The organism is Microbacterium galbum, from assembly GCF_032464915.1.
GTDB classification, from domain to species: Bacteria; Actinomycetota; Actinomycetes; order Actinomycetales; family Microbacteriaceae; genus Microbacterium; species Microbacterium galbum.
In genome coordinates, this window is the sequence record NZ_JAWDIS010000001.1 from 1,300,413 (window position 1) to 1,326,106 (window position 25,694).

25 protein-coding genes are annotated in these 25,694 nt (G+C 71.7%); 11 read left to right on the forward strand and 14 right to left on the reverse strand.

Features of this window, described 5'->3' with window-relative positions; genetic code table 11:
* The first annotated feature begins 42 nt into the window (after positions 1 to 42).
* Complete coding sequence (locus RWH45_RS06120) at positions 43 to 930, forward strand: helix-turn-helix transcriptional regulator (protein WP_315993992.1); 888 nt, start codon at positions 43 to 45, stop codon at positions 928 to 930.
* A gap of 203 nt (positions 931 to 1,133) precedes the next feature.
* Here the strand turns inward: RWH45_RS06120 and RWH45_RS06125 are convergent, their stop codons facing one another.
* Complete coding sequence (locus RWH45_RS06125; RefSeq protein ID WP_315993993.1) at positions 1,134 to 2,333, reverse strand: MFS transporter; 1,200 nt, start codon at positions 2,331 to 2,333, stop codon at positions 1,134 to 1,136.
* 89 nt (positions 2,334 to 2,422) lie between these two features.
* A complete protein-coding gene (locus RWH45_RS06130) occupies positions 2,423 to 3,508 on the reverse strand; it encodes a citrate/2-methylcitrate synthase (protein WP_315993994.1) in 1,086 nt (361 codons plus the stop codon).
* Between the two features lie 52 nt (positions 3,509 to 3,560).
* Here RWH45_RS06130 and RWH45_RS06135 point away from each other — a divergent pair, with 52 nt between their 5' ends.
* The 3 genes from RWH45_RS06135 to RWH45_RS06145 are packed head-to-tail and all read left to right on the forward strand — an operon-like array spanning position 3,561 to position 5,413.
* Positions 3,561 to 4,736 (forward strand): citrate synthase, encoded by a 1,176-nt coding sequence (locus RWH45_RS06135; RefSeq protein WP_315993995.1) that lies wholly within the window; start codon positions 3,561 to 3,563, stop codon positions 4,734 to 4,736.
* Between the two features lie 36 nt (positions 4,737 to 4,772).
* A complete protein-coding gene (locus tag RWH45_RS06140; RefSeq protein ID WP_315993996.1) occupies positions 4,773 to 5,021 on the forward strand; it encodes a type II toxin-antitoxin system Phd/YefM family antitoxin in 249 nt (82 codons plus the stop codon).
* Complete coding sequence (locus RWH45_RS06145) at positions 5,018 to 5,413, forward strand: type II toxin-antitoxin system VapC family toxin (protein WP_315993997.1); 396 nt, start codon at positions 5,018 to 5,020, stop codon at positions 5,411 to 5,413. The genes RWH45_RS06140 and RWH45_RS06145 overlap by 4 nt, the downstream gene beginning before the upstream one ends.
* A gap of 3 nt (positions 5,414 to 5,416) precedes the next feature.
* On the opposite strand, the gene RWH45_RS06150 is transcribed toward RWH45_RS06145, so the two are convergent.
* The 3 genes from RWH45_RS06150 to RWH45_RS06160 are packed head-to-tail and all read right to left on the reverse strand — an operon-like array spanning position 5,417 to position 7,851.
* On the reverse strand, positions 5,417 to 5,833 hold the full coding sequence (locus RWH45_RS06150) for a YkvA family protein (protein ID WP_315993998.1): 417 nt from the start codon (positions 5,831 to 5,833) through the stop codon (positions 5,417 to 5,419).
* 6 nt (positions 5,834 to 5,839) lie between these two features.
* A complete protein-coding gene (locus RWH45_RS06155; RefSeq protein WP_315993999.1) occupies positions 5,840 to 6,670 on the reverse strand; it encodes a DUF6457 domain-containing protein in 831 nt (276 codons plus the stop codon).
* Complete coding sequence (locus RWH45_RS06160) at positions 6,664 to 7,851, reverse strand: molybdopterin molybdotransferase MoeA (protein WP_315994000.1); 1,188 nt, start codon at positions 7,849 to 7,851, stop codon at positions 6,664 to 6,666. The genes RWH45_RS06155 and RWH45_RS06160 overlap by 7 nt, the downstream gene beginning before the upstream one ends.
* Positions 7,852 to 7,978: 127 nt before the next feature.
* Here RWH45_RS06160 and RWH45_RS06165 point away from each other — a divergent pair, with 127 nt between their 5' ends.
* From RWH45_RS06165 to RWH45_RS06180, 4 genes are all read left to right on the forward strand, one after another.
* A complete protein-coding gene (locus tag RWH45_RS06165; protein WP_315994001.1) occupies positions 7,979 to 8,464 on the forward strand; it encodes a DUF1990 domain-containing protein in 486 nt (161 codons plus the stop codon).
* Positions 8,465 to 8,766: 302 nt separating this feature from the next.
* Complete coding sequence (locus tag RWH45_RS06170) at positions 8,767 to 9,735, forward strand: carbohydrate ABC transporter permease (protein WP_315994002.1); 969 nt, start codon at positions 8,767 to 8,769, stop codon at positions 9,733 to 9,735.
* The gene (locus RWH45_RS06175) at positions 9,735 to 10,670 is read left to right on the forward strand and encodes a carbohydrate ABC transporter permease (protein ID WP_315994003.1); all 936 of its coding nucleotides are present in this window, start codon (positions 9,735 to 9,737) and stop codon (positions 10,668 to 10,670) included. The genes RWH45_RS06170 and RWH45_RS06175 overlap by 1 nt, the downstream gene beginning before the upstream one ends.
* Before the next feature lie 27 nt (positions 10,671 to 10,697).
* Positions 10,698 to 12,062 (forward strand): ABC transporter substrate-binding protein, encoded by a 1,365-nt coding sequence (locus tag RWH45_RS06180; RefSeq protein WP_315994004.1) that lies wholly within the window; start codon positions 10,698 to 10,700, stop codon positions 12,060 to 12,062.
* 63 nt (positions 12,063 to 12,125) lie between these two features.
* On the opposite strand, the gene RWH45_RS06185 is transcribed toward RWH45_RS06180, so the two are convergent.
* The 6 genes from RWH45_RS06185 to RWH45_RS06210 are packed head-to-tail and all read right to left on the reverse strand — an operon-like array spanning position 12,126 to position 15,302.
* On the reverse strand, positions 12,126 to 13,064 hold the full coding sequence (locus RWH45_RS06185; RefSeq protein WP_315994005.1) for an Asp23/Gls24 family envelope stress response protein: 939 nt from the start codon (positions 13,062 to 13,064) through the stop codon (positions 12,126 to 12,128).
* A gap of 19 nt (positions 13,065 to 13,083) precedes the next feature.
* A complete protein-coding gene (locus tag RWH45_RS06190; RefSeq protein ID WP_315994006.1) occupies positions 13,084 to 13,671 on the reverse strand; it encodes a hypothetical protein in 588 nt (195 codons plus the stop codon).
* Positions 13,671 to 14,249, reverse strand: a complete 579-nt coding sequence (locus RWH45_RS06195) for an Asp23/Gls24 family envelope stress response protein (RefSeq protein ID WP_315994007.1) — start codon at positions 14,247 to 14,249, stop codon at positions 13,671 to 13,673. Before RWH45_RS06195 ends, RWH45_RS06190 begins: the two co-directional genes overlap by 1 nt.
* On the reverse strand, positions 14,249 to 14,641 hold the full coding sequence (locus RWH45_RS06200; RefSeq protein WP_298870280.1) for an Asp23/Gls24 family envelope stress response protein: 393 nt from the start codon (positions 14,639 to 14,641) through the stop codon (positions 14,249 to 14,251). Before RWH45_RS06200 ends, RWH45_RS06195 begins: the two co-directional genes overlap by 1 nt.
* On the reverse strand, positions 14,638 to 14,826 hold the full coding sequence (locus RWH45_RS06205; RefSeq protein WP_076673182.1) for a DUF2273 domain-containing protein: 189 nt from the start codon (positions 14,824 to 14,826) through the stop codon (positions 14,638 to 14,640). The genes RWH45_RS06200 and RWH45_RS06205 overlap by 4 nt, the downstream gene beginning before the upstream one ends.
* Positions 14,823 to 15,302: an Asp23/Gls24 family envelope stress response protein gene (locus RWH45_RS06210; RefSeq protein WP_315994008.1), complete on the reverse strand. Its 480-nt coding sequence runs from the start codon at positions 15,300 to 15,302 to the stop codon at positions 14,823 to 14,825. The genes RWH45_RS06205 and RWH45_RS06210 overlap by 4 nt, the downstream gene beginning before the upstream one ends.
* 307 nt (positions 15,303 to 15,609) lie before the next feature.
* Here RWH45_RS06210 and aqpZ point away from each other — a divergent pair, with 307 nt between their 5' ends.
* The 3 genes from aqpZ (at position 15,610) to RWH45_RS06225 (ending at position 19,796) form a co-directional block, all read left to right on the forward strand.
* Positions 15,610 to 16,422 (forward strand): aquaporin Z, encoded by an 813-nt coding sequence (gene aqpZ / locus RWH45_RS06215; protein WP_315994009.1) that lies wholly within the window; start codon positions 15,610 to 15,612, stop codon positions 16,420 to 16,422.
* Between the two features lie 112 nt (positions 16,423 to 16,534).
* On the forward strand, positions 16,535 to 17,413 hold the full coding sequence (fdhD, locus tag RWH45_RS06220; protein WP_315994010.1) for a formate dehydrogenase accessory sulfurtransferase FdhD: 879 nt from the start codon (positions 16,535 to 16,537) through the stop codon (positions 17,411 to 17,413).
* Between the two features lie 61 nt (positions 17,414 to 17,474).
* A complete protein-coding gene (locus RWH45_RS06225) occupies positions 17,475 to 19,796 on the forward strand; it encodes an FdhF/YdeP family oxidoreductase (RefSeq protein WP_315994011.1) in 2,322 nt (773 codons plus the stop codon).
* A gap of 200 nt (positions 19,797 to 19,996) precedes the next feature.
* On the opposite strand, the gene RWH45_RS06230 is transcribed toward RWH45_RS06225, so the two are convergent.
* Genes RWH45_RS06230 through RWH45_RS06240 form a run of 3 tightly spaced genes read right to left on the reverse strand, consistent with a single transcriptional unit; the run spans position 19,997 to position 25,685 of the window.
* Positions 19,997 to 21,439 (reverse strand): glycoside hydrolase family 1 protein, encoded by a 1,443-nt coding sequence (locus tag RWH45_RS06230; RefSeq protein WP_315994012.1) that lies wholly within the window; start codon positions 21,437 to 21,439, stop codon positions 19,997 to 19,999.
* Positions 21,436 to 23,649 carry an alpha-xylosidase gene (gene yicI, locus RWH45_RS06235; protein WP_315994013.1) on the reverse strand — a complete coding sequence of 738 codons (2,214 nt, stop codon included), beginning with the start codon at positions 23,647 to 23,649 and terminating at the stop codon, positions 21,436 to 21,438. Before yicI ends, RWH45_RS06230 begins: the two co-directional genes overlap by 4 nt.
* On the reverse strand, positions 23,646 to 25,685 hold the full coding sequence (locus RWH45_RS06240; RefSeq protein WP_315994014.1) for a beta-galactosidase: 2,040 nt from the start codon (positions 25,683 to 25,685) through the stop codon (positions 23,646 to 23,648). The genes yicI and RWH45_RS06240 overlap by 4 nt, the downstream gene beginning before the upstream one ends.
* Between the last annotated feature and the right edge of the window lie 9 nt (positions 25,686 to 25,694).

The window sequence follows — 25,694 nt, forward strand, 5'->3', positions numbered from 1 at the left end:
CACCGTGGAATACCCGGGCCTCGGGGCGGGTTCGACCGTGACATGACACCGTCGCACGCCCTCGAGCGCGCCTTCTCGCGCATCGACGTGTCGCCCGGCCACGCCCGGCGGCAACGTCTGGCGGCCGGTGATCGGCTCACCCTCGCACGCGGCGACGCGGCGCTGGTCTACCTGCTCGCCGGAGAGCTCACCGGCCGCGCCTCGCAGCGATCGGCGTGCGCGGTCGACGCCCCGTCCGGCGCCGCGGCGGCGATCGCGGGCGACCGCACGCTCCTCACGGGTGACGCCGTCGTCTCGCTCGGATGCCACGCCCTCACCTTGACGTCGCAGTCCGGCGCCGAGGTCACCGTCGTGCCGCTCGCCCTCACCCCCACGAGCGACACCCGCGCACTGCCGCCGGTCGTGTTCGTCAGCGACTTCGCGCGTGCCGAGCCCGCCGCCGCCGGACTGGCCGCGCACCTCGGCATCCCGGCACCCGAGGTCAAGAGCCCGCGCGGCGGCGACGGCACGATCTGCAAGCTCATGGTCACGACGGTGCTGCTGTCAGCGCTGCGCGCGTGGGCGGCGACCGCGCACGAGCAGACCTGGCCGCCCCGCACCGACGACCCCTTCCTCGCGCGGGTGGTCTCGGCGGTGATCGACGAGCCCGGACGCGAGTGGAGCATCGATCAGCTCGCGGCCCTGGGCGCCATGTCGCGGTCGGTGTTCGCGGCGCGGTTCCGGCAGGTGTTCGGCACCTCGCCCGCGTCGTACGTGACCGAGGTGCGCATGCGGCGGGCGAAAGACCTGCTGGATGCCGGAACCGGCGTCTCCGAGACCTCCCGGGCCCTGGGCTACGCCTCCGACGAAGGCTTCCGACGGGCGTTCCGTCGCCACGTCGGCGTCGCGCCGTCGGCATGGCGGGCGGGTCGGCGCGAGCTCGCGGTCTGACCCGGCGGGGTTGCGGGTCGCGGGCCCGGTTCGGGACGCGGTCCCGATGCCCGGCGTTCGGGCCGCGATCCGGCGTTCGGGGCGGAAGAATGCCGCCCCGAACGGAGGGATGCGCCCCGAACCCCGAGCGTCCCGCCCCGTAGCCGCAGGAATGCGCCCCGACCCCCGAGCACCCCGCCTCGCGGTCCCGGCTCCACCGCGACTCAGGGCCGAGCGGACCGCCGCTCGCGCACCGACACTCCGAACAGCACGGCGCCGATGACGAGGAGCGCGATGCCGATGGCATCCACCGTCTGCACGCTCGTCGCGTCGACGAGGATGCCACCCACACCTGCAGCGATGGTGATCGCGAGCTGGAACCCCGTGACGACGAGGCTCCCGCCGGCCTCGAGGCGGTCGGGCATGCGGTGGCCGACCCACGTGTTGACGATGATCAGCCACGACGAGAAGAAGAAGCCCCAGACCGCGACGGCGATCGCGACGACCGCGAGCGACCCGGGCATCAGCATGACGGCCGCGATCGCGAGGGCGATGGCGAGGGGTCCGACGACGGCGAGACGCGCGAAGGCGCGGTCGACGACGAGGCCGACGAGGATGTTGCCGACGAATCCGCCCACGCCGAAGAGGGCGAGCAGCAGCACGATCGTGCCCGCGTCGACGTCGGGGATGCGCTCGAGCGAGAGACGCACGTAGGTGTACGCGACGAAGTGCCCCAGCACGACGAGCACGTGCCCGGCCATGCCACCCGTGTTGCCCGGACGCCGGAGGGTGTCGAACAGGATGCCGAGACTCGACGCCGCGGCCGGCGGCACCGGGGGCAGCGCCACGCGCACCGCGACGCCCACGGCCGCGGTCGCGACGGCGACGAGGAGGAAGGCCAGGCGCCAGTCGAGCGCCTCGCTCAGGGCCACCCCGATCGGGACGCCCGCGACCGTGGCCAGGGAGAGGCCGGCGGAGCCGAACATCATGGCCCGTCCGATGCGGTCGGGGCTCGACAGGCGCGCGGCGACCGTGATCGACATCGACCAGAACGCGCTGATCGCGGCTCCCAGCAGGAAACGGGCGACGAGGATCGCGGGCAGGCTCGGCGCGATCGCCACGACCAGGCTCGAGACGGTGGCCGAGGCGGCCGCGCCGACCAGCAGCGTGCGTCGGTCGAGACGCGGCAGCAGCAACCCCACGGTGGGGGCGAACAGGAGCCCGGCGAGCGCGGTGACGGTGACCGTCTGACCGGCCTGACCCGCGGTGACGCCGAGCGAGGCGGCCATCTCGGTGAGCACGCCGTTGGGGAGGAACTCGGCGGTGACGAGCAGGAAGCTCAGCAGCATGACGACGATCAGTCCGCCGTAACGCATCGTGGACGGCCCGGCGACGGGCGTGGGAACGGGAGCGGTGGTGGTCATCCTCCGATGCTCGCGGGCGATCGTGGTTCGCGCCGGGCCGTTCGTCCGCGGCATCCGACCGATCGTCCGGGGGATCGTGAGCCCCCTCCTCAGCGCATCAGAGCCGGCCCCACGTACCGCGCCGAGGGCCGGATGATCTTCGGGTCGCGCGCCTGTTCGAGCACGTGCGCCGTCCAGCCGATCGTCCGGGCGAGGGCGAAGGTCGGCGTGAACATCTCACGGGGGATGCCGCACTGCTCCATCACGACGGCGGCGAAGAACTCGACGTTCGCCCGGAGGGGCCGCTCCGGATGCCGCGCGGCGAGCTGCCGCTCCGCCTCCGCCTGGAACGCCAGCGCCTGCTGCACCCGGTCGCCGCCGAGACCGCGCGCGACCTCGCGCAGGAGCTCGGACCGTGGATCCGCCGTGCGATACACCGCGTGCCCGAAGCCCATGAGTCGTCGTCCGGCCGACAACTCCCCCGCGATCCACGCGCCGGGGTCGGCGCCCGCGGCGTCGAGGCTGTCGAGGGCGCGCGCCGGAGCTCCCCCGTGAAGCGGTCCCGACAGCGCCCCGAGCGCAGCGGTCAGGCACGCCGCCATGTCGGCCCCGGTCGACGCGACGACCCGAGCCGTGAACGTCGAGGCGTTGAAGCCGTGATCCATCGCCGCGACGAGGTAGGCCGACAGGGCGCGCACGTGCACGTCATCGGGGACGACGCCGGACACACGCTCGAGGTAGTCGGACACGAGGCCGCGGCCCGCCGGCATCCGTTCCGCAGCCGGAGCGAGCGCGAGCGGCGCCATCGCGGCGAACGCGATCGCCTCGTCGAGCCTCCCGGACTCGTCGAGGTCGTAGAGCGCCGGGGAGCGGCGGAGGGATGCCGCCAGCGTCCACACCGCGCGGAGCACCGCGAGCGGGTGATCGCTGTGCTCCCGCACGGCGGCGATCAGAGGCGGCATCCGGTCGTCCGCCTGCGCGGCGGCGATCCGCTCGGCGAAGGCGCCCGGGTCATCGGGCAGCCCGCCGACGACGAGGAGGTGCCAGACGTCCTCGAAGGTGCGGGTGCGGGCCAGGTCGACCGCGGAGTGGCCGCGGTACTGGTAAAAGCCGGCCGTGCCGTCGACGTCGCTGATGGCCGTCTCGGCGGCCACGACGCCGTTGAGTCCGCGGGGCACCTCGATCAGATCGCTCATGCGCTCAGTGTGCGAACATGACGTCGACAGCGTCAACGTTGATCGGATCAAGATGCCAGCGCCCCTCCCCCGCCTCACCGCCGCCCAAGCCGCCGCCCGACTCGGCGTCAAGCCCGAGACGGTGTACGCCTACGTCTCCCGCGGGCTGCTCGGCCGCGAGCGCGACGCGCGCGGATCGACCTTCGACGCCCTCGAGGTCGAGGCCTTCGCGACCGGGAGGCGACGCGCCGCCGCACAGGCGCCCTCGCACCCCACCACCGGCATGCCGCTGGGGGTCGTGCACACCGACATCGCCGACATCGAGGACGACGAGCTGCTCTACCGCGGTCGCCGCGCCCGCGATCTCGTCGACCGCCCGTTCGCCGAGGTCGTCGCGTGGCTCTGGGATGCCGAGCGCGTCGATGCCCCCGACCCCGCCATCGGGAGCGCGCGCGAAATGGTGGCGGCACTGCCGCCGCACGCCGGCGCCATGGACCGCCTGCGCGCCGCCCTCACCGGCTTCGCCGCCGACGATCCCCTGCGGCACGACGCCTCGCCGGCCACGCTGCACCGCATCGGGTGGACGCTGCTCACCGGTCTCCCGGTCGCCCTCGGCGGTGACCCCGACCACGACATCGCGCTGTCGCTGGCCCGGGCGTGGAACGCCCCGGCATCCGTCGGCCCCGCCGTCAACGCGGCTCTCGTGCTGCTCATCGATCACGACCTCGCAGTCTCAACATTCGCCGCCCGTGTGGCCGCGTCGGCGCGCGCCGACGGATACGCCGCCGTCAGCGCCGCCCTCGGGGCGGCGGATTCCCCCCTGCACATCTCCGCCGCCACGCGCACGGCACGGCTGCTCACGCGCGTTCGGCGGGGCCTCGACCCCGAGCGGGCCCTGGCCGAGGCACTGCAGGACGGCAACGGCATCCCGGGCTTCGGCCACCCGCTCTATCGCGACGTCGACGACCGCGCCGACGCCCTCTTCCCGTTCATCGCCGCTCTCCCCGACGGGGCCGGGACGATGGATGCCGTGCACCGGCTCTCGGAGGTCGTCGCCGCGCGGGCGCGCCTCCGGCCCAACGTGGATCTGGCGCTGGCCGCGTTGGCATCCGCCGCCCGTCTGCCCGAGGACGCCGCGAGCACGATCTTCGTCGTCGGCCGACTCGCGGGGTGGATCGCGCACATCGCCGCGGAGTACGCCGAGCCCGCGATGCGGCTTCGCCCGAGGGGCGAATACGTGGGGCGGTAGAGTCGGTCTAGCCAGGTACATGGCTAGGATGCGGCCATGATGTACAACGTCCTGGAGGCGCGCAACAATCTGTCGCGGCTGATCGCCGACGTCGAATCGGGAGCAGAAGTCACCATCGCGAGACGCGGCGTTCCGGTGGCACGGATCGTTCCGTTCGACGCGGCGGAACCACCTGGGACCGCCGTCGCGACGTGGCTGCGAGAGAATCCGTTGACGCCGGAGCTGGCGCGACCCGTCGAGCAGATCGAGGAGATCATCGCCGAGAACCGGGTCGCCGGAGCGTGATCTACGTCGACAGTTGCCTGGTGATCTACGCGGTCGAGCGCGACGACGAGCTCGGCGACCGGGCCCGCCAGGCGCTGGCCGAGACGGACTCCGCCCTGGCCGCGAGTCCGCTCGTCATGCTCGAAGCCATGGTCGGTCCGATGCGCGACGGGTACGCCGAGCCGCAGCTGCGGATGTGGAGCATCTTCGAGCGCTTCGAGATGTTGTCGGCCGGGCCCGACGCCTATCTGAGCGCGGCGCGCCTGCGGGCGAGAAACCCGGGTCTGCGGACGGCGGACGCTCTGCACCTCGCCATCGCCCAGCACGCGGGGTGTTCGCGCCTGTGGACGAACGGCTCGCGTCTCGCCGCGATCGCGCACGACTTCGCCGTCGACGTCCTGACGGCGGCCTGACCCTCACCGCGCGGCGCCGACCAGCGTCAGCACGCTTCGCAGCCCCTCCGGCGTCCCCGGCCAGTGCCGCTCGATCGCCGGCATCCCCGCGTGCCGGATCGCGAAGCGCAGAGCGATCACGACCACGATCGCGTCGTCGGCATAGCCGATCACCGGCAGGAAGTCGGGGATGAGGTCGATCGGGAGCAGCAGATACACCAGCAGTCCGCCCAGCCACCACCGCGTCGCCCGGGGCACCGTCGGGTCAGCCGCCACCCGGCGGATCAGTCGCATCACGTCGGGCGCCAGACGCAGCACGGCACGCCAATCGACCGCGCCGCCCGAGCGCTTCTGCTGCACCCACAGCACCGCCACGAGGGCCAGCCACAGGATGACGAGACCGGCGAGCACACCGAGGACGACGGCGAGCCACTCCGGCATCGCGGATCAGCGACTCTCCCACTCGCGCGCCAGCTCGACAACGGCGGCGACGGCGGCCGCGGTGTCGGCGGGCGTCCCGCCGGTGCGGCCCGCGACGAGTCCGGCCACGAAGGCGCTGAGCGGAGCGGCGGGGCGGGCGACGCCGTTCGCGACGTCGCGAGCGAGGTCGAGGATGAGCGAGATGGGGATGTCGCCGTCGGCCAGGCCGAAGCGTTCGGCGAGCGCGGCGCTCCAGTCGTTCAGCGCCTCGGGCGGCAGGGTGCGGTTCTCGGTCATGGCTCCTCCTCGGGCTCTGCGGAGATCGTCCCACGTGTCGATGTCGTGCGTCTCGCTCGCGGGGGCCGGGATCGATGCGATCGCCAGCCCCCCGAGCAACGCGCGCATCGAGGCGTCGCGCCCCGCATCGGGAAGAGCGGATGCCGCTGCCCGCAGCGCCGCGGTGCGATAGCGGCCGAGGAGCCACTGGCGTCGGCCGTCGTCGAGACACGCCCCGTCGGTTCCGGGCGGCAGCGGGACGGCGAGCCGCTCGACGGGCGCAGCCGGTGCGGCGAGGTCACAGGCGATGACGTACACCTCGTCGGCATCCACCGTGTCCAGCGCCGCGACGGCGGCGGCGACCGGACCACCGAAGGGCGGGTCCTCGCGCACCCACTCCACGTCGAGGGAGGCGTCGAGCACCGGTGCGACGACGACGATGCGCCGCGCGCCGCCGGCTCGCACCGCGGCGACCGCGGCGGCGAGCAGCGTCGAGCCCCCGACCTCGAAGAGCGGCTTCACCGCACCTCCGACCCGTGAGCCGCGACCACCGGCGAGCAGGATCGCGTCGACGCTCACCACAGGGCCACCGACACCGTGTCGCCCGCGACGAGATCGGCCACGGTCGGCGGGATCACCGCGAGCCCCTCGGCGGTGCCGAATCCCCGGGTGCCGCGGGCCGTGGGCGTCGCCCACCACCGCGCGGGATCGCTGCGGTCGATCGTCACGGGGACGTATTGCGTCTTGTCGGCCCTCGCCCGCCACCCGGCGGCGAGCGCGATCCGCACACGCGCACGGCTCGGCTCGACGTCGCCCTCGAGTGCGCGCAGCGCCGGGCGCACGAACAGCTCGAACGACACCGCCGCGCTCACGGGATTACCCGGGAGCCCGAAGAGCAGCAGACCGCCCGGGGCGCGCCCGAAGCCCTGGGGCTTGCCCGGCTGCATGCGCACGCGGTCGAACCGCATGAGGTCGCCGAGGGTGTTCTTCACGACCTCGTACGCGCCCGCGCTCACGCCGCCCGAGAAGACGACGACGTCGGCGCCGGCGGCCTCGGCGGCGGCGATCGCGCGGCGCGGGCCGTCGCCGGAGTCGTCGACGCTCGTGCGCAGCACGACCTCGGCCCCGGCCTCTTCGGCAAGGCCGGCGAGCAGCACGCTGTTCGACTCCGGGATCCGCCCACGACGCAGCTCGGCGCCGGGCGCGACGAGCTCCGACCCGGTCGACACCACGGCCACGCGGGCGGCGCGCGAGACCTCGACGACGCCGACACCGGATGCCGCGATCGCGCCGATCCGCGCTGCGGTCAGGCGCACGCCGGCCTCGACGACGAGTTCGCCCGCCCGCACGTCCGAGCCGCGGCGGCGGATGTGCGCGCCCGGCGCCCGCGGGGCGACGACGACGTCGACGGGCTCGAGGCCCCCGTCGAGACCGCGCGCGGTGTCTTCGAACGGGACGACGGCGGTGGCGTCGGTGGGCACGGGCGCCCCGGTCATGATGCGAGCGGCGTCGCCGGCATCCATCCGCGGGTCGAGGTCGGTGCCGGCGGGGAGGTCGGCGACCACGCGCAGGGTCGCCGGGGCGTCGAGGTCGCGCACGGCGAAGCCGTCCATCGCGGAGGAGTCGAAGCCCGGCACGTCGACGGCGGCCATGACCGGATGCCGGAGCACCCGGCCGCGCGCGGCGGCGACGTCGCGCGGCTCGGGGTCGAGGGGCCGCACCGCCTCGAGGATCGTCGCGAGGTGCTCGGCGACGTCGATCACGCGGCGGATCCGGGGAGGAGGAGGGGCATGTGCTCAGCGTAGGCTTCGCCGCCCGGCGCCGGCGCGGCAGGCCGGCGCCGACCGCAACCCGGGTCGTCCGGCCGCCGCACCCCGCTACCGTGTGCGCATGGACGGCCTGACCTACACGGAGGTCGGCGCGACCGCCGGCGAGATGCCCGCGGGCTCCCACCACGTACGCGCCCACCGGGTGATCGGCCGCGGGTCGGACGTCTTCGCGCGCGCCGCCGATGCCCTCCTCGCGGGTGAGGCGCAGCGCCGGGCGGGAGCGCGCGTCGTGCTGAGCGAGACGCCGATGCGCGAGGGCACCCGCGTGACGATGCGCCTGGGGGTCGGCATCCTGAGCTTCCGTATCCCGTGCCTCGTGGTGTGGGCCGAACGCACCGACACCGTCGCGGGATTCGCCTACGGCACGCTGCCGGGGCACCCCGAGCGCGGGGAGGAACGGTTCACGCTCACGCTGCGACCGTCGGGCGAGGTGGTGTTCGACATCGCCGCGTTCTCGCGCCCGGGGCGCTGGTTCACGCGGGTCGGTGCGCCGGTCGGTCGCCTCGTGCAGGCGTGGATGACCCGGCGCTACCTCCGCGCACTCTGACGGCGCCGCGGTCCGCCCCGCGCGACGCCCCGCGAGTCGCACGATCCGCGCGGGATCACGCCCGCCGATGGCGTCGATCGGCGTGCGACGGCGTGCCGATCGTGCGACTCGCGGAGGGATGACGCGCCGTCGGCCCGGCCGAGCGCTTATCGCACGTCGCCGACGTCTTGGCAACGCCCTGGACCTTCTCGGAGCACTTCCCGACCCTGGCGAAGCGCTTCTCGATGCCGAGACGGCGCGCGAAAGGAGAAGACAATGCGCGACATCATCCCCGGGTCCTCCGCCGCCGACCGGTCCTGCCGGTGACCGTCTCCTCCACCCCTGCCACCGAGAGCGACACCGCCGGAAAGCACCGCCGACCTCCTCGACAGAGGGTCAAATACAACCGCCGCGAAGCGATCGCGGGCTACCTGTTCATCTCGCCGTGGATCATCGGCTTCCTCGTCTTCACGGCGGGGGCGATGATCTACAGCCTCGTCATCTCGTTCTCGAGCTACAACCTCGCCACCGGCGCCGCCCGGCCGGTCGGGGCCGCCAACTACGCCCAGCTCTTCGAAGACCCGCGGGTGGCCGTGTCACTCGGCAACACCCTGTTCTACGCCGTCATGGCGGTGCCGCTCGAGATCGCCTTCGCTCTCTTCCTGGCGCTGCTGCTGAGCCGCGTCGGTCGCGGCGCCGGCATCTTCCGCACGCTCTACTACCTGCCCAAGATGACGCCGTCCGTGGCGACGGCGGCGGTGTTCTTCCTGCTGCTCAACGGCAACTCCGGCGCGATCAACCAGGCACTCGGGGCCATCGGCATCCAGGGTCCGCAGTGGCTCGTCGACCCCGCGTGGGTCAAGCCGAGCATCGTCATCATGGCGCTGTGGACCGTCAGCGGCACCATGGTGATCTTCCTCGCGGCGATCAAGAACGTGCCCGTCGATCTCCACGAGGTCGCGCAGATCGACGGCGCCGGGCCGATCCGCCGGTTCTTCTCGATCACCCTGCCGATGATCTCGGGCGCGATGTTCTTCAACGTCATCGTGCTGACGATCGCTGCGTTCCAGGTGTTCGACCAGGCGTACCTGCTGTTCTGGCGCGATCAGAGCAACGCCTCGCCCGAGGCATCCCTGTTCTACGCGATCTACCTCTTCCAGCAGGCGTTCCGGCAGTTCAATTTCGGTTTCGCGGCCGCCATGGCATGGCTGCTGTTCGTGATCATCCTGCTCATCACGCTCGTGCAGGTGCGCCTGGGCAACCGCTTCGTCTACTACGAGGGGGACCGCTGATGGCCACGACCCTGCAGACGCCCGGGGTCGCGCAGGCGCGTCCCGAACTCGTCGTCCCGCCCCGCAGACGCTGGCGCCGGGCGCTCAGCCAGCCGAAGACCCTCGCCGGCCGCGTCGTACTCGCGGCGGTGCTGGTGCTGTTCGCACTGCTGTTCCTCTATCCCTTCGCATGGTTGCTCGCGGCGAGCCTCAAGCCGCGCGGCGAGGTGTTCGACAACGCCCTCATCCCGAAGACGTTCCTGCCGGGCAACTACGCCGAGGTGTGGAACCAGCTGCCGCTGCTGAACTGGATGTTCAACAGCGTCGCGATCGCCCTGCTCGCCGCCACCACCGTGGCGGTGATGAGCTCGATCGTCGCCTTCGGCTTCGCCTACTTCCGCTTCCCCGGCCGCGGACTGCTGTTCGGCCTCGTGCTGGCCACGATGATGCTGCCGGGCGCGGTGACGATGATCCCGATCTACCTGATCTGGAAGGAGACGGGCCTGCTCGGCACGTGGGTGCCACTGTGGGGCATGAACCTGTTCGGCAGCGCCTTCTACATCTTCCTGCAGCGGCAGTTCTTCCTCGGCGTGCCGCGCGAGCTGTTCGAGGCGGCGCGGCTCGACGGCTGCAGCGCCTGGGGACTGTTCTGGCGCATCGCGATGCCGCTGTCGATCCCCTCCTTCATCATCGTGTTCCTCTTCGAGTTCCAGGCCAGTTGGAACAACCTGCAGGCGGCGCTCATCTACCTCAACGCCGGCAGCGTCGAGGACTTCACCGCCCCGCTCGGCATCGCCTACGCGATGACGAAGTACAGCCCGAGTGCGGGCGGTCAGGGCGATTACCAGTACGTGATGGTCGCCTCCCTCCTGGTGACCCTCCCGATGCTCATCATCTTCGCCTTCGGCCAGCGGTACTTCGTCGAGGGCGTCGCCACCCAAGGCCGTAAGGGCTGAGATCCCCCCGTCCCGAAAGGACCCATCATGCGCAAGCGCTCCCTCGCCGGTGTCGCCGCGGTCGCGGCATCCGCCCTCCTCCTGACTTCCTGCAGCGGTGGCGGGGCCGAGGAGCAGGCGGCCGACGTCGACTTCTCCGCCACGCCGAGCGGCGCCCTCGCGGCGTGGGGCTTCGAGAACGCCGACGACGTGGGCCAGTCGCGCCTCGACTACGCCGCGGAGCAGCTCCCCGACGTGCAGGTGACCCTGGATGCCACGGCCTTCGACGCGCAGAAATTCACGACCCGCATCGCCGGCGGCAACGTGCCCGACGTCGTGCAGATGGACCGCCGGTACGTGACGACCTACGCCGCTCAAGGACTGCTGATGCCGCTCGATGCGTGCTTCGAGGCGAAGGGCGTGACCCCCACCGACCGGTGGTACCAGAACGTCGTCGACGACGTCACGTACGAGGACGCCGTCTACGCGGTGTCGCAGTTCTATCAGCCGCCCGCGATCCTGCTGAACATGAACGTGCTGAACGAGGCGGGCGTGAGCCCCGACGCCTTCGACACCTCCGACATGGACGGCCTCCTCGCCGCGATCGGCAAGATCTATCAGGGCTCGGGCAGCACCCCGACCCGCCTCGGATTCGATCCCGTCGCCACCGGACAGGGCGGCCTGTGGGTGCTGGGCATGGGCGGCCAGCTCACCGACGACACCGGCAAGCCCACCCTCGACGACCCCTCGAACGCCGCGGGCATCGACGCACTGAAGAGGATCACCGACGCGCAAGGCGGGTACGCCGCGGTGAAGAGCTTCACCGACTCGTTCGACACCTTCGGCGACGCGAACCAGTTCGTGTCGAACCAGGTCGGCGCGCAGGTCGCCAACCAGTGGTACCCGAACGTGCTGAGCGCCTACCGCGATCAGATCTCCCTGCAGGCGGTCCCCTTCCGGGATGCCGAGGGCCAGCCGTTCTCCCTCGCCTCCGGCACCGCGTTCGTGGTACCCGCCGGGGCGAAGAACCCCGCCGCGGCGTGCGCGTGGATGACCGATCTGACCTCGACCGAGGCGTGGATGGCGGCCGGCGCCGCGCGCGCCGCGACCATCGAGGGCAAGGGCGGACTCAACACGGGCCTGTTCACTGGGTCGCCCGAGGCCGACGAGAAGATCCGGTCGCAGTACGTCGCGCCCACCGGCGACAGCGGGTTCGATCAGGTCATCTCCACCTACTACGACGTCGTCGGCTCCGGCCGGTCGTTCGGTTCGTCTCCCGCCGGCCAGGACATCCAGAACGAGCTGAACAACGCCATCACCGCGGCTCTGCTGGGCGACAAGACGACCGAGCAGGCCCTGGCCGACGCGCAGCAGGCCGCGCAGCGCGCGTACGACAACGCGACGGCGCAGTAGGCCTCGCCTCACGACGAGAGGGCGCCCCCGCCGAAGCCGGGGCGCCCTCTCACGTCTGTGATCTCAGCTCCGCGGTCGCTCGTCCTCCACGACCGACTGCACGCCGTCGACTGCCGGCGTCTCGTCGTCGGCGCGCACCTCGTCGGCCGCGATCGCGATGTCGACCGCGGCGTCTTCGAGCGCCTCGGCGACGACGTCGCGCACGTCGGCGCGCTCCTCGACACCGCGCACGTCGGCGCGCTCGCTCTCGGCGACGGGGTCGGTGCTGTCCAGGGCCGAGCCCTCGTCGGTCGGCTCGAGACCCTCGGTCACGCGGTCGGCGGCGTCGATGTCGGCCTCCGCCTGCTCACGGCGCGTGGCCTCGGCGTTCTGACGGGCGAACTCCCCGGCCGCAGCGGCCGCTCCGGCGGCGAGGTCGGAGGCGGCGTCCTTCGCGTCGCCGAGCGCCTTCGCGGCGTCATCGGCCTTCTCGCGCACGACGGCAGCAGCGTCGGCCGTCTGCTCGCGCACCGCCGCCGACGCGGCATCCGCCCTCTCCTTCGCCTCACCGGCGATCTCGCGGGCGCGGTCGCCCGCCGCCTCCGCCTTCTCGCGCACGACGGCCGTCGCGGCGTCCGCCTTCTCCTCCGCCTCGGCGACGACGTCGCGGTCGAACGGGCCGAAGACGCCGGTCACGACCACGTCGACGTCGATGCGCCCGCGTCCGAGCGGCTCGAGGGCCGTGCGGACGGCGGTACGCACCGCGTCCGACACCTCGTGGAGCTTGTGCGGATAGTCGACGACCAGCGAGATCGTCGCCGTGACCGAATCGGCGCGGTCGGTGTCGATCTTCACGCCGGGAGCGGTGCTGGCCAGGCCCACGCGCTCACGGACGGCATCCGACGCGCGGCCGAGCAGGCTGCCCAGGGCGTGGACGCCCGGCACGGAGCCGGCAGCCGTGGCGGCGAGGCTCGCCGCGGCATCCAGGTCGGGCGGGTCGATGGTGGCATCGATGGTGGTCATGACGTCTCCTCGTGGGGGGTCAGTGCACGCGGGTGTTGTCGCGAGCGAGCTTCGCACGCAGACCCGAGTGGATGGAGATGTACGCGCGCAGGTTCTGGCCCGTGAGGGTGGCGAGGTTGGTGACGAGCGTGTCGACGTGCTCCGCCACCTGGCGCGGCGAGGTGTTCTGTCGCGGGGTGACCGCGACATGCAGGACCGACTCGTTCTTGATCTCGCCGGCGGTGATGCGCGAGAAGAGGATCTCGTCACGCTCGGCGAGCGCGTTCTTCAGCGCCTCCGAGGCGAAACCGTCGGTGACGGTGATGCGACCGGCGTCGTTCGCGCTGCCGGTGGACTGCAGCGCAGCGTGGCGGCGCCCGCGCACGGCGGCCGACGCGATGACGATGAGGATGATCGCGAGCACCACGAAGGCGGCGACGGCACCCCAGCCCGCCGAGTCACGGCCCAGCGACTCGAGCCAGCCCTGGAATCCGCCCATGACGGAGGTCCAGGTGTCGGCGCCACCGGGCAGCAGTCCGACGACGAGCGCCAGAGCGCCCAGGCCGAGCAGTACGAGGGCGACCAGGAAGAGGATGAAGCGGTTCAGACCGCGACGCGTGGCGTTCATCAGGACTCCTTGGTGTCGGGACGCTCGATGCGCAGGTGAGTGCGCACGGCGGGGGTGAGCTTGTAGGCGGCGACCTCGGCGTCGACGATCCGGCGCAGCTGCGCCTCGTCGACCGGGATGCCGACCGGGGGGCGCACCGTCACGTCGACGGCGCGGTGGGCGACGCCCACGACGATGTCGTCACGGGCGATCCCGGACTCGTTGCTGAGGTGCTGAGCCAGGGCGGATGCCACGACGCCGTTGTCGACGACGACGGCACGCTGGCCCCACTCCATCTCGTGACGCGACAAGCGCCCGGGCTTGAGGGCGACCACGAGGACGATGAGTCCGAGGATCGCGAGCACGACGCCGCCGACGATGAAGGCGACCGGCATGAGAGCGGTCGGGGCTGCGACGACGGCGTTGAGAGCCTCGCCGGGCGAGACCAGCAGCGGCTGGGCACCGGTGAGGGCGAGGATGATCTCGACCGCGGCGTAGGCCAGGACGAGCAGGAGCAGCACGACCACGACGAGCATGGCCACGGTGCGCGGGGAGTGCGTCTCGCGACGCACGACGGTGCGGAGCACGGCGTCAGTCATCACAGCACTCGCTTTCGCTGGGGGGCGGTGGCGCCCGAGATGGTCAGGTCGACGCGCGAGATCTCGCGGCCGAACAGCCGCGACAGGCGCGTGCGCAGTTCGCTCTGGGCGGCAGCGGCCGCTTCGAGCACGGGGGTGGCGGCCTGGACGGCCGCGGTGTCGTCGAGGCGCGGCACCGGGAACGGCGACGTGACGCGCACGGCGGCGGTGTCGCGGGCCGAGACGATCTCGACGTGGACGCCCTTGGCATCCACCCCGATGATGTCGGCGGCGGCACGCTCTGCCGTCTTCTGCAGCACGCGGTCGGCGATGTTCACCCGGCCGGCCGGGAGGCCGGGGCCGGCAACCGCGCTGCGGCTGCCGACCCCGGGGGAGGCGGTGACGGTGGTCACGATGTGCTCCGACCCTTGAAGGCGTTGACGACGTTGCGGAAGTCGATCTCACCCGCGGTGATGCGGGCGACGACCACACCGATCGCCATGAAGAGGGCGACGAGGATGAATCCCCAGAAGCCGAAGATCAGAGCGCTGAGGGCCAGCACGAGGCCGGCGAGAGCGCCCTTCGTCGTGGCGCTCACTGGACGCGCTTCTCGGACTCGGCGTCGTTGTTGTCGTCGCCCGGGATGTGGACGTCGTTCACATCGACGTTGACCTCGACGACCTCGAGACCGACGAGACGGCTGATCGCACCCGCGACGCGACCGCGGACCTGGTCGGCGACCTCCTGGATCGGGGCGCCGTACTCGACGACGATGGTGACGTCGGCGGCGGCCTGGGTCTCGCCCACCTCGACCTTGACGCCCTGCGTCAGGTCGGTGGCGTTGATGGCGTCGCGGATGGCGCCGAGCGCGCGGGCTCCGCCGCCGCCGAGCGCGAACACGCCGTTGACCTCACGGGCGGCGATGCCGGCGACCTTGGCGACGACGCCCTCGGCGATCGTGGTCTTGCCCTCGGTGTGGGTCTCCTGACCGCGCGCGGCGAGGGGACGGTTCACGCGCGACGCCGACTGGGGGACGTTCTGCGCAGCGGGGGTGGTGGGGGCGTTCTCAGCCATGTCCGTGCCTTTCGATGTCGTGACCCGATGATTCGGGGTGGGCGCTTCGGCCTACACCACTAAGACGTACCGGCTTTCGGAATCGTCACGCCGGGATTGAAATTCCTTTCGCGATGTGTATGTCAGCGAATGCGCTTACGGCGTATATCGCTGTCGTGGCGGGAGGGTCAAGCGGCACCTCCCGTTCGTTTCGTGTCGCCATCATTCGGGGGTTGCGGCGGCATCCGAGGAATTCGGGTGTGACACTCGCCCTGCTCGCAACGTCATCCCCCCGACACACCCGTGGGAACAGACAGAACGGAGCATCATGGGCAAGAAGGACAAGAAGCGCAACGAGCCGGTCGACATCGCGGATTCCACCTCGGAGCAGCAGCGGCAGAAGGCGGGCAGCTGGTCGTCGCCCGCGCGGTACGCCGCGGAGCTGTTCGGCACCTTCCTGCTGGTGCTGGGCGGGGTGGGCACGGCGCTGTTCGCGGCGAACTTCCCCAGCGCCGACGACAACCAGGCCGGCGTGGGCTTCCTCGGCGTGGCCCTGGCCTTCGGCCTGACCCTGGTCGCGGGCATCGCGGCGGTCGGCCACATCAGCGGCGGCCACTTCAACCCCGCCGTGACCCTCGGTCTGCTGGCGGCCGGCCGCACGGACGCCCGCCACGTGCCGGGGTACATCCTCGCGCAGCTGATCGGCGGCATCCTGGCCTCCAGCGTCATCGCGCTCGTGCTCGCGGGGCGCCCCGACGGATTCGCCGCTGCGCAGGAGGCGGGCTTCGCCTCGAACGGCTTCGGCGAGGGCAGCCCGGGCGGCTACGGCCTCGCGGCGGTGTTCGTCGCCGAGGCCGTGCTCACCGGCATCTTCCTCGCGGTGATCCTCTCGGTCACCGCCAAGGCCGAGTACCAGGCGTTCGCCCCGATCGGCATCGGCCTCACGCTGACGCTCATCCACCTCATCAGCATCCCGATCAGCAACACGAGCGTGAACCCCGCACGGTCGATCGCCACCGCCGTCTACGGCGGAACCCTGCCGCTGAGCCAGCTGTGGGTCTTCATCGTCGCCCCGATCGCGGGAGCCCTCGTCGCCGGCGCCGTGGTGCGCGTGCGGGGTCGTCGCACCGTCACGGCCTGATCGAGGACGCCGTACCACCGGCCCGGGAACGTGGGGTTCCCGGGCCGGTCCCGCGTCGGCCGGGCGTACGCTCGACCCATGTCCCCCCAGCTCCCGTCGGTGCGGTCCTGACATGGGCCGTCTCACCACCTCGCGCCGGGTGACGCGCATCACCCTCGAGGGGGCGAACCGACAGCGACCGGATGCCATCGCGGTCGAGGAGCCGCTCGAGATCCGCGTCGCCGGATCGCCGCTCGCCGTGACGATGCGCACGCCCGGCCACGACGTCGAGCTCGCCGCCGGCTTCCTCGTGTCGGAGGGCGTGATCAGCCGCGGCGACCAGTTCGCCCGCGCGATCCACTGCGGCGGTCCGGGCACGGGAGGCGCCGACGGCAACACCTACAACGTGCTCGACCTCACGCTCGCGCCGGGCGTGGCCCTGCCCTCCCCCGACATCGCCCGCTCCTTCTACACGACGAGCTCGTGCGGGGTGTGCGGCACCGCGTCGATCGAGGCGGTCGAGAAGGTCTCGACCTACGACGTCTCCCGTGACGCGCTGTCGGTGCCGGCACACGATGTCGCGGCCTTCCCCGACCGGCTGCGCGAGCAGCAGAAGACGTTCGACAAGACCGGCGGCCTCCACGGGGCCGCACTCTTCGACGGCACGACGGGCGAGCTCCTCGTCGCCCGCGAAGACGTGGGTCGGCACAACGCCGTCGACAAGGTCGTCGGGTGGGCTCTGCTGAACGACCGCCTTCCCCTGCGTGAGACGGTGCTGCAGGTGTCGGGCCGCGTGAGCTTCGAACTCGTGCAGAAGGCCGTGATGGCCGGCATCCCGATGCTCTCGGCCGTGTCGGCGCCGTCGTCGCTCGCCGTCGAACTCGCCGAGCGCGCGGGCCTCACGCTCGCCGCCTTCGTCCGCGGGTCGAGCATGAACCTGTACACCCGCGCGGATCGCATCGTCGTCCCATCCACAACCCCCGTGGCGGAAGAGGTCGCGGGCGTACGCTGACGTTCGTGCGCGCGGTGTGTGGATGCCACCGGCTCGGCGCCGGAAACCACGGAGGGTGAACATGGGTGAGTCGTTCGGGCTGATGACCGAGGAACCGCGCCAGGGAGGCCTCGGGCCGCAGGTCGACGGCGAGTGGTCGAGCACCGGCCCCTACGAGCATCCCGCCGCCGGATGGGGCGCCGCCCTCACCGTGGGCAAGGTGCTCTACGAACAGCGTCAGCCCCTGGCGGGCACCAAGGCGATGTTCACGATGAACCACCCGAAGAGCGGCTTCGACTGCCCGGGATGCGCGTGGCCCGACGACAAGGGCGTCACCCTCGACATCTGCGAGAACGGCATCAAGCACGTCACGTGGGAGATGACCCACAAGCGCGTGGGCAAGGAGTTCTTCGCCGAGCACTCCGTGAGCGAGCTGTCGCAGTGGAGCGACTTCGAACTCGAGGACGCCGGGCGGCTGGTGGGGCCGATGGCGTACGACGCCGCGACCGACCACTACGTGCCGATCTCGTGGAACGACGCGTTCCGCCTGATCGCGCAGCACCTCACGGCCCTGGACTCCCCCGATCAGGCGGCGTTCTACACCTCCGGCCGCCTGAGCAACGAGGCGTCGTTCCTCTACCAGCTGTTCGCGCGCGAGCTCGGGACGAACAACCTCCCCGACTGCTCGAACATGTGCCACGAGGGCTCGGGCCGCGGGCTCACGGCATCCCTCGCCACCGGCAAGGGCACGGCCGACCTCGAGGACTGGGAGGCGTGCGACGCCCTCTTCGTGCTCGGCGTCAACGCCGCCTCGAACGCCCCCCGCATGCTCACGAGCCTCGCCGAGGCCATCGACCGCGGCGCCCAGGTCGTGCACGTCAACCCGCTGCGCGAGGTCGCGGGCACCCGCACGATCGTGCCGCACGAGATCGTCGACATGGCGACGTTCAACAGCACCCCCACGAGCACGATGAACCTGCAGGTGCGCCCGGGCGGCGACCTGGCCCTCGTCCGCGGTATGGCGAAAGTGGTGTTCGAGGCGTCGAAGACCGACCCCACGGCGCTCGACCAGGCCTTCCTCGACCAGTACACGAGCGGCCTCGACGCCTACCGCGCCCTCGTCGAGGCGACGCCGTGGTCGGAGCTCGTCGAGCAGGCGGGACTCACCGAGGCCGAGATCCGCGCGGCCGCCGACATCTATCTCGCCTCGAAGGCGTGCGTGATCAGCTGGTGCCTCGGAGTCAGCCAGCACCAGCACGGCGTCGACACGGTGCGCGAGATCGTCAATCTGCTGCTGCTCCGCGGCAACGTCGGCCGCAAGGGCACCGGTCCCTCCCCCGTGCGCGGCCACAGCAACGTGCAGGGCAACCGCACCTGCGGCATCAACCACAAGCCCACCGAGGAATGGCTGGCGAAGCTCGACGAGGTGTGCGGCATCACCTCGCCACGCGAGCCCGGCCTCGACACCGTGCACACGGTCGCGGCCCTGCACCGTGGTGACCTCAAGGTGTTCCTCGGCATGGGCGGCAACTTCGTGCGGGCCGCTCCCGACACCAAGCTGACCGCCGAGGGCATGGGCCGCTGCGAGCTGACCGTACACGTGAGCACCAAGCTCAACCGCAGTCACCTCACCCACGGCAAGGAGGCGCTCATCCTCCCGTGCCTCGGCCGCACCGAGCGCGACATGCAGGAGGCGGGCCCGCAGTCGATCTCGACCGAGGATGCCATGAGCTCCGTCATGCTCTCGCTCGGCTCCCGCAAGCCCGCGTCGCCGCACCTGCTCAGCGAACCCGAGATCATCGCGCGCATCGCGCGGGCGACCATGCCCGGCTCGGCGACCCCGTGGGAGTGGTACGTGGGCGACTACGACCGCATCCGCGACACGATGGCGAAGGCGCTGCCCGGCTTCGAGGGCTTCAACGAGCTGGTGCGCCAGCAGTACGGATTCCGCATCCCTCAGCCCGCGCGCGAGCGCGACTTCCAGACGCCCTCCGGCAAGGCGGAGTTCTCGGATGCCGAACTGCCGAACGTCATCCCCGAAGAAGCCGACGTGCTGGTGCTGCAGACCATGCGCTCGCACGACCAGTGGAACACGACGATCTACTCGGCCGACGACCGCTACCGCGGCGTGCGCAACATCCGCGAGCTGGTGTTCATGAACCGGCGCGACATGAAGGAACGCGGTCTCGCCGAGGGCGACCTCGTCGACATCGTGGCGACCTCGCGAGACGGGTCGGTGCGCCGTGTGACCGCGTTCCGCGCCCTGGAGTACGACACCCCGCGCGGCAGCGCCGCCGGCTACTTCCCGGAGCTGAACGTGCTGCTCGGCCCCGATGACTACAGCCGCCAGAGCGATCAGCCGCTGATGAAGGACATCCGGGTCAGGATCGCGAAGACGGCGTGACGCCGGGTCACGGCCCGGGCCGTCGTGGCTCGGCTCCGGCCGGTGCCACGCCGGGACCGGGCTGAAGTCCCGTCCATGTGCACATCGGCGGGTCGATTGCCCGACCCGCCGATGCGTACCTGCCCGCGGCGGCGTGTCGACCGCGTCCTCCGCCGTTGCGCACGGCCACCGTGCCCGACGCCGCGGCATCCGCCCCGGCCTCAGGCCGGCAGCACCCCCGTGCGCGCGAGCTCGGCGTACCAGCGCCCGCTGTCCTTCACGGTGCGCTCGAGGGTGTCGAAGTCGACGCGGACGATGCCGAAGCGCTTCGCGTAGCCGTAGCCCCATTCGAAGTTGTCCATCAGCGACCACACGAAGTAGCCGCGCAGATCGACGCCCTGCTCGAGGGCGCGGTGGGCGGCGGTGAAGTGACGGCGCAGGTAGTCGAGCCGTTCCGGGTCGGGGACGGACCCGTCGCCGGCCACGACGTCGTCGAACGCGGCGCCGTTCTCGGTCACCATGAGCGGCTGCTGCGGGAACTGCTCGCGCAGCGACAGCAGGAGCTCCTCGAGTCCCTCGGGCGCGATGTTCCAGCCCATGGCGGTCGACGGGCCCGGCTGCGGCAGGAACTCGAGCACGTCGTCGCTCCCGGGCCACGCCGTGCCGCCGGCGGCGGCCTTGTGTCCGTCGTTGCTCTGCTTCGGCGACACCCCGTCCCAGATCTGCGCGGTGACGGTGGAGTAGTAGTTCACGCCCAGCACGTCGAGGGGCTGATGGATGGCATCCAGGTCGCCCTCGTGCACGAACGACCAGTCGGTGACGGATGCCGTGTCGGCCAGCAGGTCGTCGGGATAGGCCCCGCGCAGCATCGGGCCGGTGAAGGCCCGGTTGGCGAGGGCGTCCACGCGTCGCACCGCCTCCGCCGCCTGCTCACCGCGGCCCCGCGGCACGTGGAAGTTCAGCGTCACCGAGTACTCCGGGTCGCCGGTCGAGGTGGCCCGCAGCGCCTGCACCGCGCGGCCGTGCGCGAGGTTCAGGTGGTGCACCGCGGCGAGCGCGGCGGCCGGTTCGTGTCGCCCCGGCGCGTGTCCGCCCTGCCCGTAGCCGAGGTAGGCCGAGCACCAGGGTTCGTTCAGCGTCGTCCAGGTGTGGATGCGATCGCCCAGAGCCGCGCCCATGATCTCGGCGTAGCGCTCGAAGGCGTCGGCCGTCGCGCGCATCGGCCAACCGCCGGCATCCTCCAGGGTCTGCGGCAGATCCCAGTGGTACAGCGTCGCCACCGGCCGGATGCCCCGCTCGAGCAGGCCGTCGACGAGACGCGAGTAGAAGTCGACGCCCGCCTGGTTGACCGCGCCGGTGCCCTCGGGGACGATGCGCGGCCACGCGATCGAGAACCGGTAGGCGCCGAGGCCCAGCTCCGCCATGAGATCGAGGTCGGCCTCCCAGCGGTGGTAGTGGTCGCAGGCCACGTCGCCGGTGTCGCCGTTCCAGACGCGACCCGGGGTCTTGCTGAAGGTGTCCCAGATCGAGGGGAGCCGGCCGTCCTGCGCCGCCGCCCCCTCCACCTGGTAGGACGCCGTGGCCGAGCCGAACGTGAAGCCCTCGGGGAAGACGAGCCCGCTGTCGCGGTAGTCGGTCGAGCCGACCGTCGGGGGAAGGGTCATCGGGAAGGCTCCTCGAGGTCGACGGTGAGGACGGACGATCGCCCGTCGGGGGTCGTGACGATGATCTCGCGCGTTCCGCTGCCGCCGGGGAAGACGCGCACCTCGAGTCCGTCGAGGTAGTCGTAGTCGGGCCGGTCCCCCCGCGCCCCCCACGGGATGACGGCGCCCGGGCGGGCGTACAGCGGCAGGCTGTCGAAGCCGTGGCGTTCGCGCAGCCACCGCCCGCCCTCGACCGTCTCGCCGCTCAGCAGGTGGGTCCAGCGCCCCTCGGGGAGGTAGAACTCCACATCGCCCTCGGCCGAGAACACCGGCGCGACGAGGAGGTCGGAGCCGAGCATGTACTGCCGATCGAGGTGGGCGACGGCCGGGTCGTCGGGGAACTCCAACGCCATCGGCCGCATGACCGGCACGCCGGTGTCGGCGGCGGTCAGACCGAGCTGGAAGAGGTACGGCATCAGCCGCATCTTGAGGTTCGTGAACAGGCGCGTGATCTCCACCGCCTCGTCGTCGAACTGCCACGGCACGCGGTACGACTCGGATCCGTGGAAGCGACTGTGGGTTCCGAGCAGGCCGAATGCGGTCCAGCGCTTGAACACTGCGGCATCCGGAAGCCCTTCGAAGCCGCCGATGTCGTGACTCCAGTGCGCGAAGCCGCTCATCGCGAGCGACAGGCCTCCGCGCAGGGTCTCGGCCATCGACGCGAACGTCGAGGTGGAGTCCCCTCCCCAGTGCACGGGCATGCTCTGCCCGCCGGCCGTGGCCGACCGCGCGAACAGCACCGCGTCGCCCTCGCCGCGCTCCTGGACGAGCACGTCGTAGACCGCGCGGTTGTACAGCTCGGTGTAGAGGTTGTGCATGCGGTCGGGCGCGGTGCCGTCGGCGTAGACGACGTCGAGGGGGATGCGCTCTCCGAAGTCGGTCTTGAAGCAGTCCACGCCCTGTCGCACGAGGCGTCGGAGGTGCTCCTGGAACCAGCGGGTGGCATCCGGGTCGGTGAAATCGACCAGGCCCATTCCGGCCTGCCACAGGTCCCACTGCCACACCGATCCGTCGGCTCGGCGCACGAGGTAGCCCGCTTCGGCCGCCTCGGCGAACAGCGGCGAGGCCTGGCCGATGTACGGGTTGATCCACACGCACACGCGCAGGTCGCGCTCGTGCAGGCGCCGGAGCATGCCGTCGGGGTCGGGGAAGACGCGGGGATCCCACTCGAAGTCGCACCACTGGAACTCGCGCATCCAGAAGCAGTCGAAGTGGAACACCGACACGGGCAGCTCGCGGCGGGCCATCTCGTCGATGAACGAGGTGACGGTCGCCTCGTCGTAGTCGGTGGTGAAGCTCGTGGACAGCCACAGGCCGTACGACCATGCCGGCACGACCGGGGGCCGGCCGGTGAGAGCCGTGTAGCGCGAGAGGACGTCCTTCGGGGTCGGGCCGTCGAAGACGAAGTACTCCAGAGCCTCGCCCGCGACGGAGAACTGCACGCGCTCGACCGCCTCGGAGCCCACCTCGAAGGACACGTGGCCCGGGTCGTTGACGAGTACGCCGTACCCGCGGTTCGAGACGTACAGGGGCACGTTCTTGTACGCCTGCTCACTGGAGGTGCCGCCGTCGGCGTTCCAGATGTCGACGGACTGGCCGTTCTTCACCAGCGGCCCGAACCTCTCGCCGAGGCCGTAGACGAGCTCGCCGACGCCGAGGTCGAGCTGCTCGTGGACGAACGTGCGCGGCGGGCTCGATCCCGCCGGGTCGACGATCGCCCGGTCGACCTGCGCCCCCTCGTCGAGGGTGACGTAGGCCTGGGCCTTGGCCGCGCTGGCGGTGAGCAGACGGCCGTCCGATCGGAACGACAGCGCCCACGGCGCACCGGCGGTCACCCGCGCCTCGAGGGCCCCACTGCGCAGCACCCCCGCCTCCGCATCGACCGCTCCGGCCCCGCGACCGGCGCCCGGCAGCGGGAAGGAGCAGCCGCGGCCCCGACCGGTGTGGTGCTCGATGCGCACGCGCACGACCCCCTCGGCCGGCGACGACAGGGTGGTGGTGAGCACGGGCCGGTTCAGCGTGTCGCCGCGGCGCTCGATCACCTTCGTCGGGGCCAGCACGCGCAGGCCCGGACCGTCGATCGTCTCGACCTCGCGGATGTCGACCGCCTCCTGCGCGTACAGCGCGCGCACGCCCGGCCGCAGCTGCCAGAACCCGTCGGTGAACTTCATCGCTCCTCCTCCACGACGACGACGGCTCCGGATGCCACCCGCACGGTGCCGTCGTACCGTTCACCGGTCACGAGGTCGCGCCCCGACGCCGCCGCCGAGCGCTCGGCATCCGTGTGGTTGAGGAGGAAGAGGTACGACGAGCCGTCGCCCACCCGTCGGATCACGTCGAGCCCGGGCTCGGACGCGACCACCGGGCCCACCCCGGCGGCGGCGAGCAGATCGGACAGCACCGCGTCGAGACCTTCGGTGTCGGGGCGGGTCGCGAGGTACGACGCGCTGCCACGTCCGAGCGAACGCCGCGTCCAGGTCGCCGTGCCGGAGCGTTCGCCGCTGGTCACGCGCGCGCGCACCTCGCTGTCGCGGGCATCGACGTCCTCGAGCCACACCGATGCCGTATGGCCGCTGTCGAGCGTCACGCTCTCGCCCGCCATGAGCGGGAAGAACTCGTCGACGCGGATGCCGAGCAGATCGCGGAAGGCGCCCGGATATCCGCCGGCGCGCACGCGGTTCTCGGGGTCGACGATGCCGGAGAGGTACGTCACGAGCACATGGGCGCCGTCGTTCGCGAGCCGCTCGAGGCGCGCGGGCAGCGCGTCATCGGCCAGGTAGAGCGTGGGAACGACGACCGCCGCGTATCCGTCGAGGTCGGCCGAGGACGGCAGCACGTCGACGGCGACGCCGCGCAGCGTGAGGGCGCGGTGGATCGCGATCGGCATGTCCATCGGGTCGACGAGGTCGCTGGGCATGCGGCCGCTGCGCAGGGCCGCGACCGTGTCGTGGTCGAAGAGCAGGGCGACCCGCGCCTTCTCGACCCGCGTCCCCCGCACGGGGGCGAGGGCCTTCAGCGTCGCGCCGAGCCGTTCGACGTCGCGGAAGATCGCGGAGTCCGCCCCGGCATGCGGCAGCATCGCCGAGTGGTACTGCTCGGCTCCCGCCGTCGACGCCCGCCACTGGAAGAACAGGATGCCGTCGGAGCCCCGAGCCACGTGCGCGAGGGAGTCGCGCGCCATCTCGCCGACGGACTTCGCGCGGTTCACGCCCTGCCAGTTCACCGCGGCCGTCGAGTGCTCCATGAGCATCCAGGGGCGCCCGCCGACCAGGCCGCGCACGCGGTCGGCGCTGAAGGCCAGCTCGCTGTGCCGGAACGGGTCGGCCCCGATCGTGTAGTGGTCGTTCGCGACGATGTCGACCTCGCGGGCCCACACCTCATGATCGGTGGCGCCCGGGGTGTTCATCACCATGAAGTTCGTCGTGATCGGGATTCCGGGGGTGATCCGTCGCAGTTCGTCGCGCTCGGCGCGGTAGTGGCCGATCAACGCGTCGGAGGTGAAGCGCTCGAAATCGAGCAGCAGACCGGGGTTGTGCCCCGTGCGTGCGCCGCGCGGCGGCTCGATCTGGTCGAACGAGGTGTAGTGGTGGCCCCAGAACGCGGTGCCCCACGCAGCGTTCAGACGCGAGACCTCGCCGAAGCGCTCGGCGAGCCAGAGGCGGAAGGCCGCGGCCGTCTCCTCGCTGTAGCAGCGCCCGTTCTCATTGCCGATCTCATTGCTGACGTGCCACATGCGCAGCGCCGGATGCGAGCCGTACCGCTCGGCGATCGCGCGCACGACGCGCAGCGCGTAGCGGCGGAACACCGCAGAACTCGGCGACCAGGCGAGGCGCCCTCCCTGCGCGGTGCGGTGGCCGTCGGCATCCACCGTCGCGATCTCGGGGTGCGCCCGCAGGAGCCAGATCGGCGGCGCCGCGGTCGGGGTGGCCAGGTTCACCCCGATTCCGCCGGCGTGCAGCAGGTCCATGATGCGGTCCAGCCACCCCCAGTCCCAGACCCCGTCGGCGGTCTCGAGCAGGCCCCACGAGAAGATGCCGAGCGACACCGAGGTCACTCCCGCGCGCTGCATCAGCGCGATGTCCTCGGGCCACAGCTCCTCGGGCCATTGCTCGGGGTTGTAGTCGGCTCCGAAGGCGATGCCGTCGGCGATCCAGTCGAAGCGGGTGGGGGCGGGCAGGTCGGCGGCGTGCGAGGAGAAGTCGTTCATGGTTCTTTC

What these genes read in the sequence shown, in the direction of transcription:
- RWH45_RS06120 (WP_315993992.1), top strand. Translation starts at nt 43, where the DNA reads ATGACACCGTCGCACGCCCTCGAGCGCGCCTTCTCGCGCATCGACGTG.
- RWH45_RS06125 (WP_315993993.1), bottom strand. Translation starts at nt 2,333, where the DNA reads ATGACCACCACCGCTCCCGTTCCCACGCCCGTCGCCGGGCCGTCCACG.
- RWH45_RS06130 (WP_315993994.1), bottom strand. Translation starts at nt 3,508, where the DNA reads ATGAGCGATCTGATCGAGGTGCCCCGCGGACTCAACGGCGTCGTGGCC.
- RWH45_RS06135 (WP_315993995.1), top strand. Translation starts at nt 3,561, where the DNA reads ATGCCAGCGCCCCTCCCCCGCCTCACCGCCGCCCAAGCCGCCGCCCGA.
- RWH45_RS06140 (WP_315993996.1), top strand. Translation starts at nt 4,773, where the DNA reads ATGATGTACAACGTCCTGGAGGCGCGCAACAATCTGTCGCGGCTGATC.
- RWH45_RS06150 (WP_315993998.1), bottom strand. Translation starts at nt 5,833, where the DNA reads ATGCCGGAGTGGCTCGCCGTCGTCCTCGGTGTGCTCGCCGGTCTCGTC.
- RWH45_RS06165 (WP_315994001.1), top strand. Translation starts at nt 7,979, where the DNA reads ATGGACGGCCTGACCTACACGGAGGTCGGCGCGACCGCCGGCGAGATG.
- RWH45_RS06175 (WP_315994003.1), top strand. Translation starts at nt 9,735, where the DNA reads ATGGCCACGACCCTGCAGACGCCCGGGGTCGCGCAGGCGCGTCCCGAA.
- RWH45_RS06180 (WP_315994004.1), top strand. Translation starts at nt 10,698, where the DNA reads ATGCGCAAGCGCTCCCTCGCCGGTGTCGCCGCGGTCGCGGCATCCGCC.
- RWH45_RS06185 (WP_315994005.1), bottom strand. Translation starts at nt 13,064, where the DNA reads ATGACCACCATCGATGCCACCATCGACCCGCCCGACCTGGATGCCGCG.
- RWH45_RS06190 (WP_315994006.1), bottom strand. Translation starts at nt 13,671, where the DNA reads ATGAACGCCACGCGTCGCGGTCTGAACCGCTTCATCCTCTTCCTGGTC.
- RWH45_RS06195 (WP_315994007.1), bottom strand. Translation starts at nt 14,249, where the DNA reads ATGACTGACGCCGTGCTCCGCACCGTCGTGCGTCGCGAGACGCACTCC.
- RWH45_RS06210 (WP_315994008.1), bottom strand. Translation starts at nt 15,302, where the DNA reads ATGGCTGAGAACGCCCCCACCACCCCCGCTGCGCAGAACGTCCCCCAG.
- aqpZ (WP_315994009.1), top strand. Translation starts at nt 15,610, where the DNA reads ATGGGCAAGAAGGACAAGAAGCGCAACGAGCCGGTCGACATCGCGGAT.
- fdhD (WP_315994010.1), top strand. Translation starts at nt 16,535, where the DNA reads ATGGGCCGTCTCACCACCTCGCGCCGGGTGACGCGCATCACCCTCGAG.
- RWH45_RS06225 (WP_315994011.1), top strand. Translation starts at nt 17,475, where the DNA reads ATGGGTGAGTCGTTCGGGCTGATGACCGAGGAACCGCGCCAGGGAGGC.
- RWH45_RS06230 (WP_315994012.1), bottom strand. Translation starts at nt 21,439, where the DNA reads ATGACCCTTCCCCCGACGGTCGGCTCGACCGACTACCGCGACAGCGGG.
- yicI (WP_315994013.1), bottom strand. Translation starts at nt 23,649, where the DNA reads ATGAAGTTCACCGACGGGTTCTGGCAGCTGCGGCCGGGCGTGCGCGCG.
- RWH45_RS06240 (WP_315994014.1), bottom strand. Translation starts at nt 25,685, where the DNA reads ATGAACGACTTCTCCTCGCACGCCGCCGACCTGCCCGCCCCCACCCGC.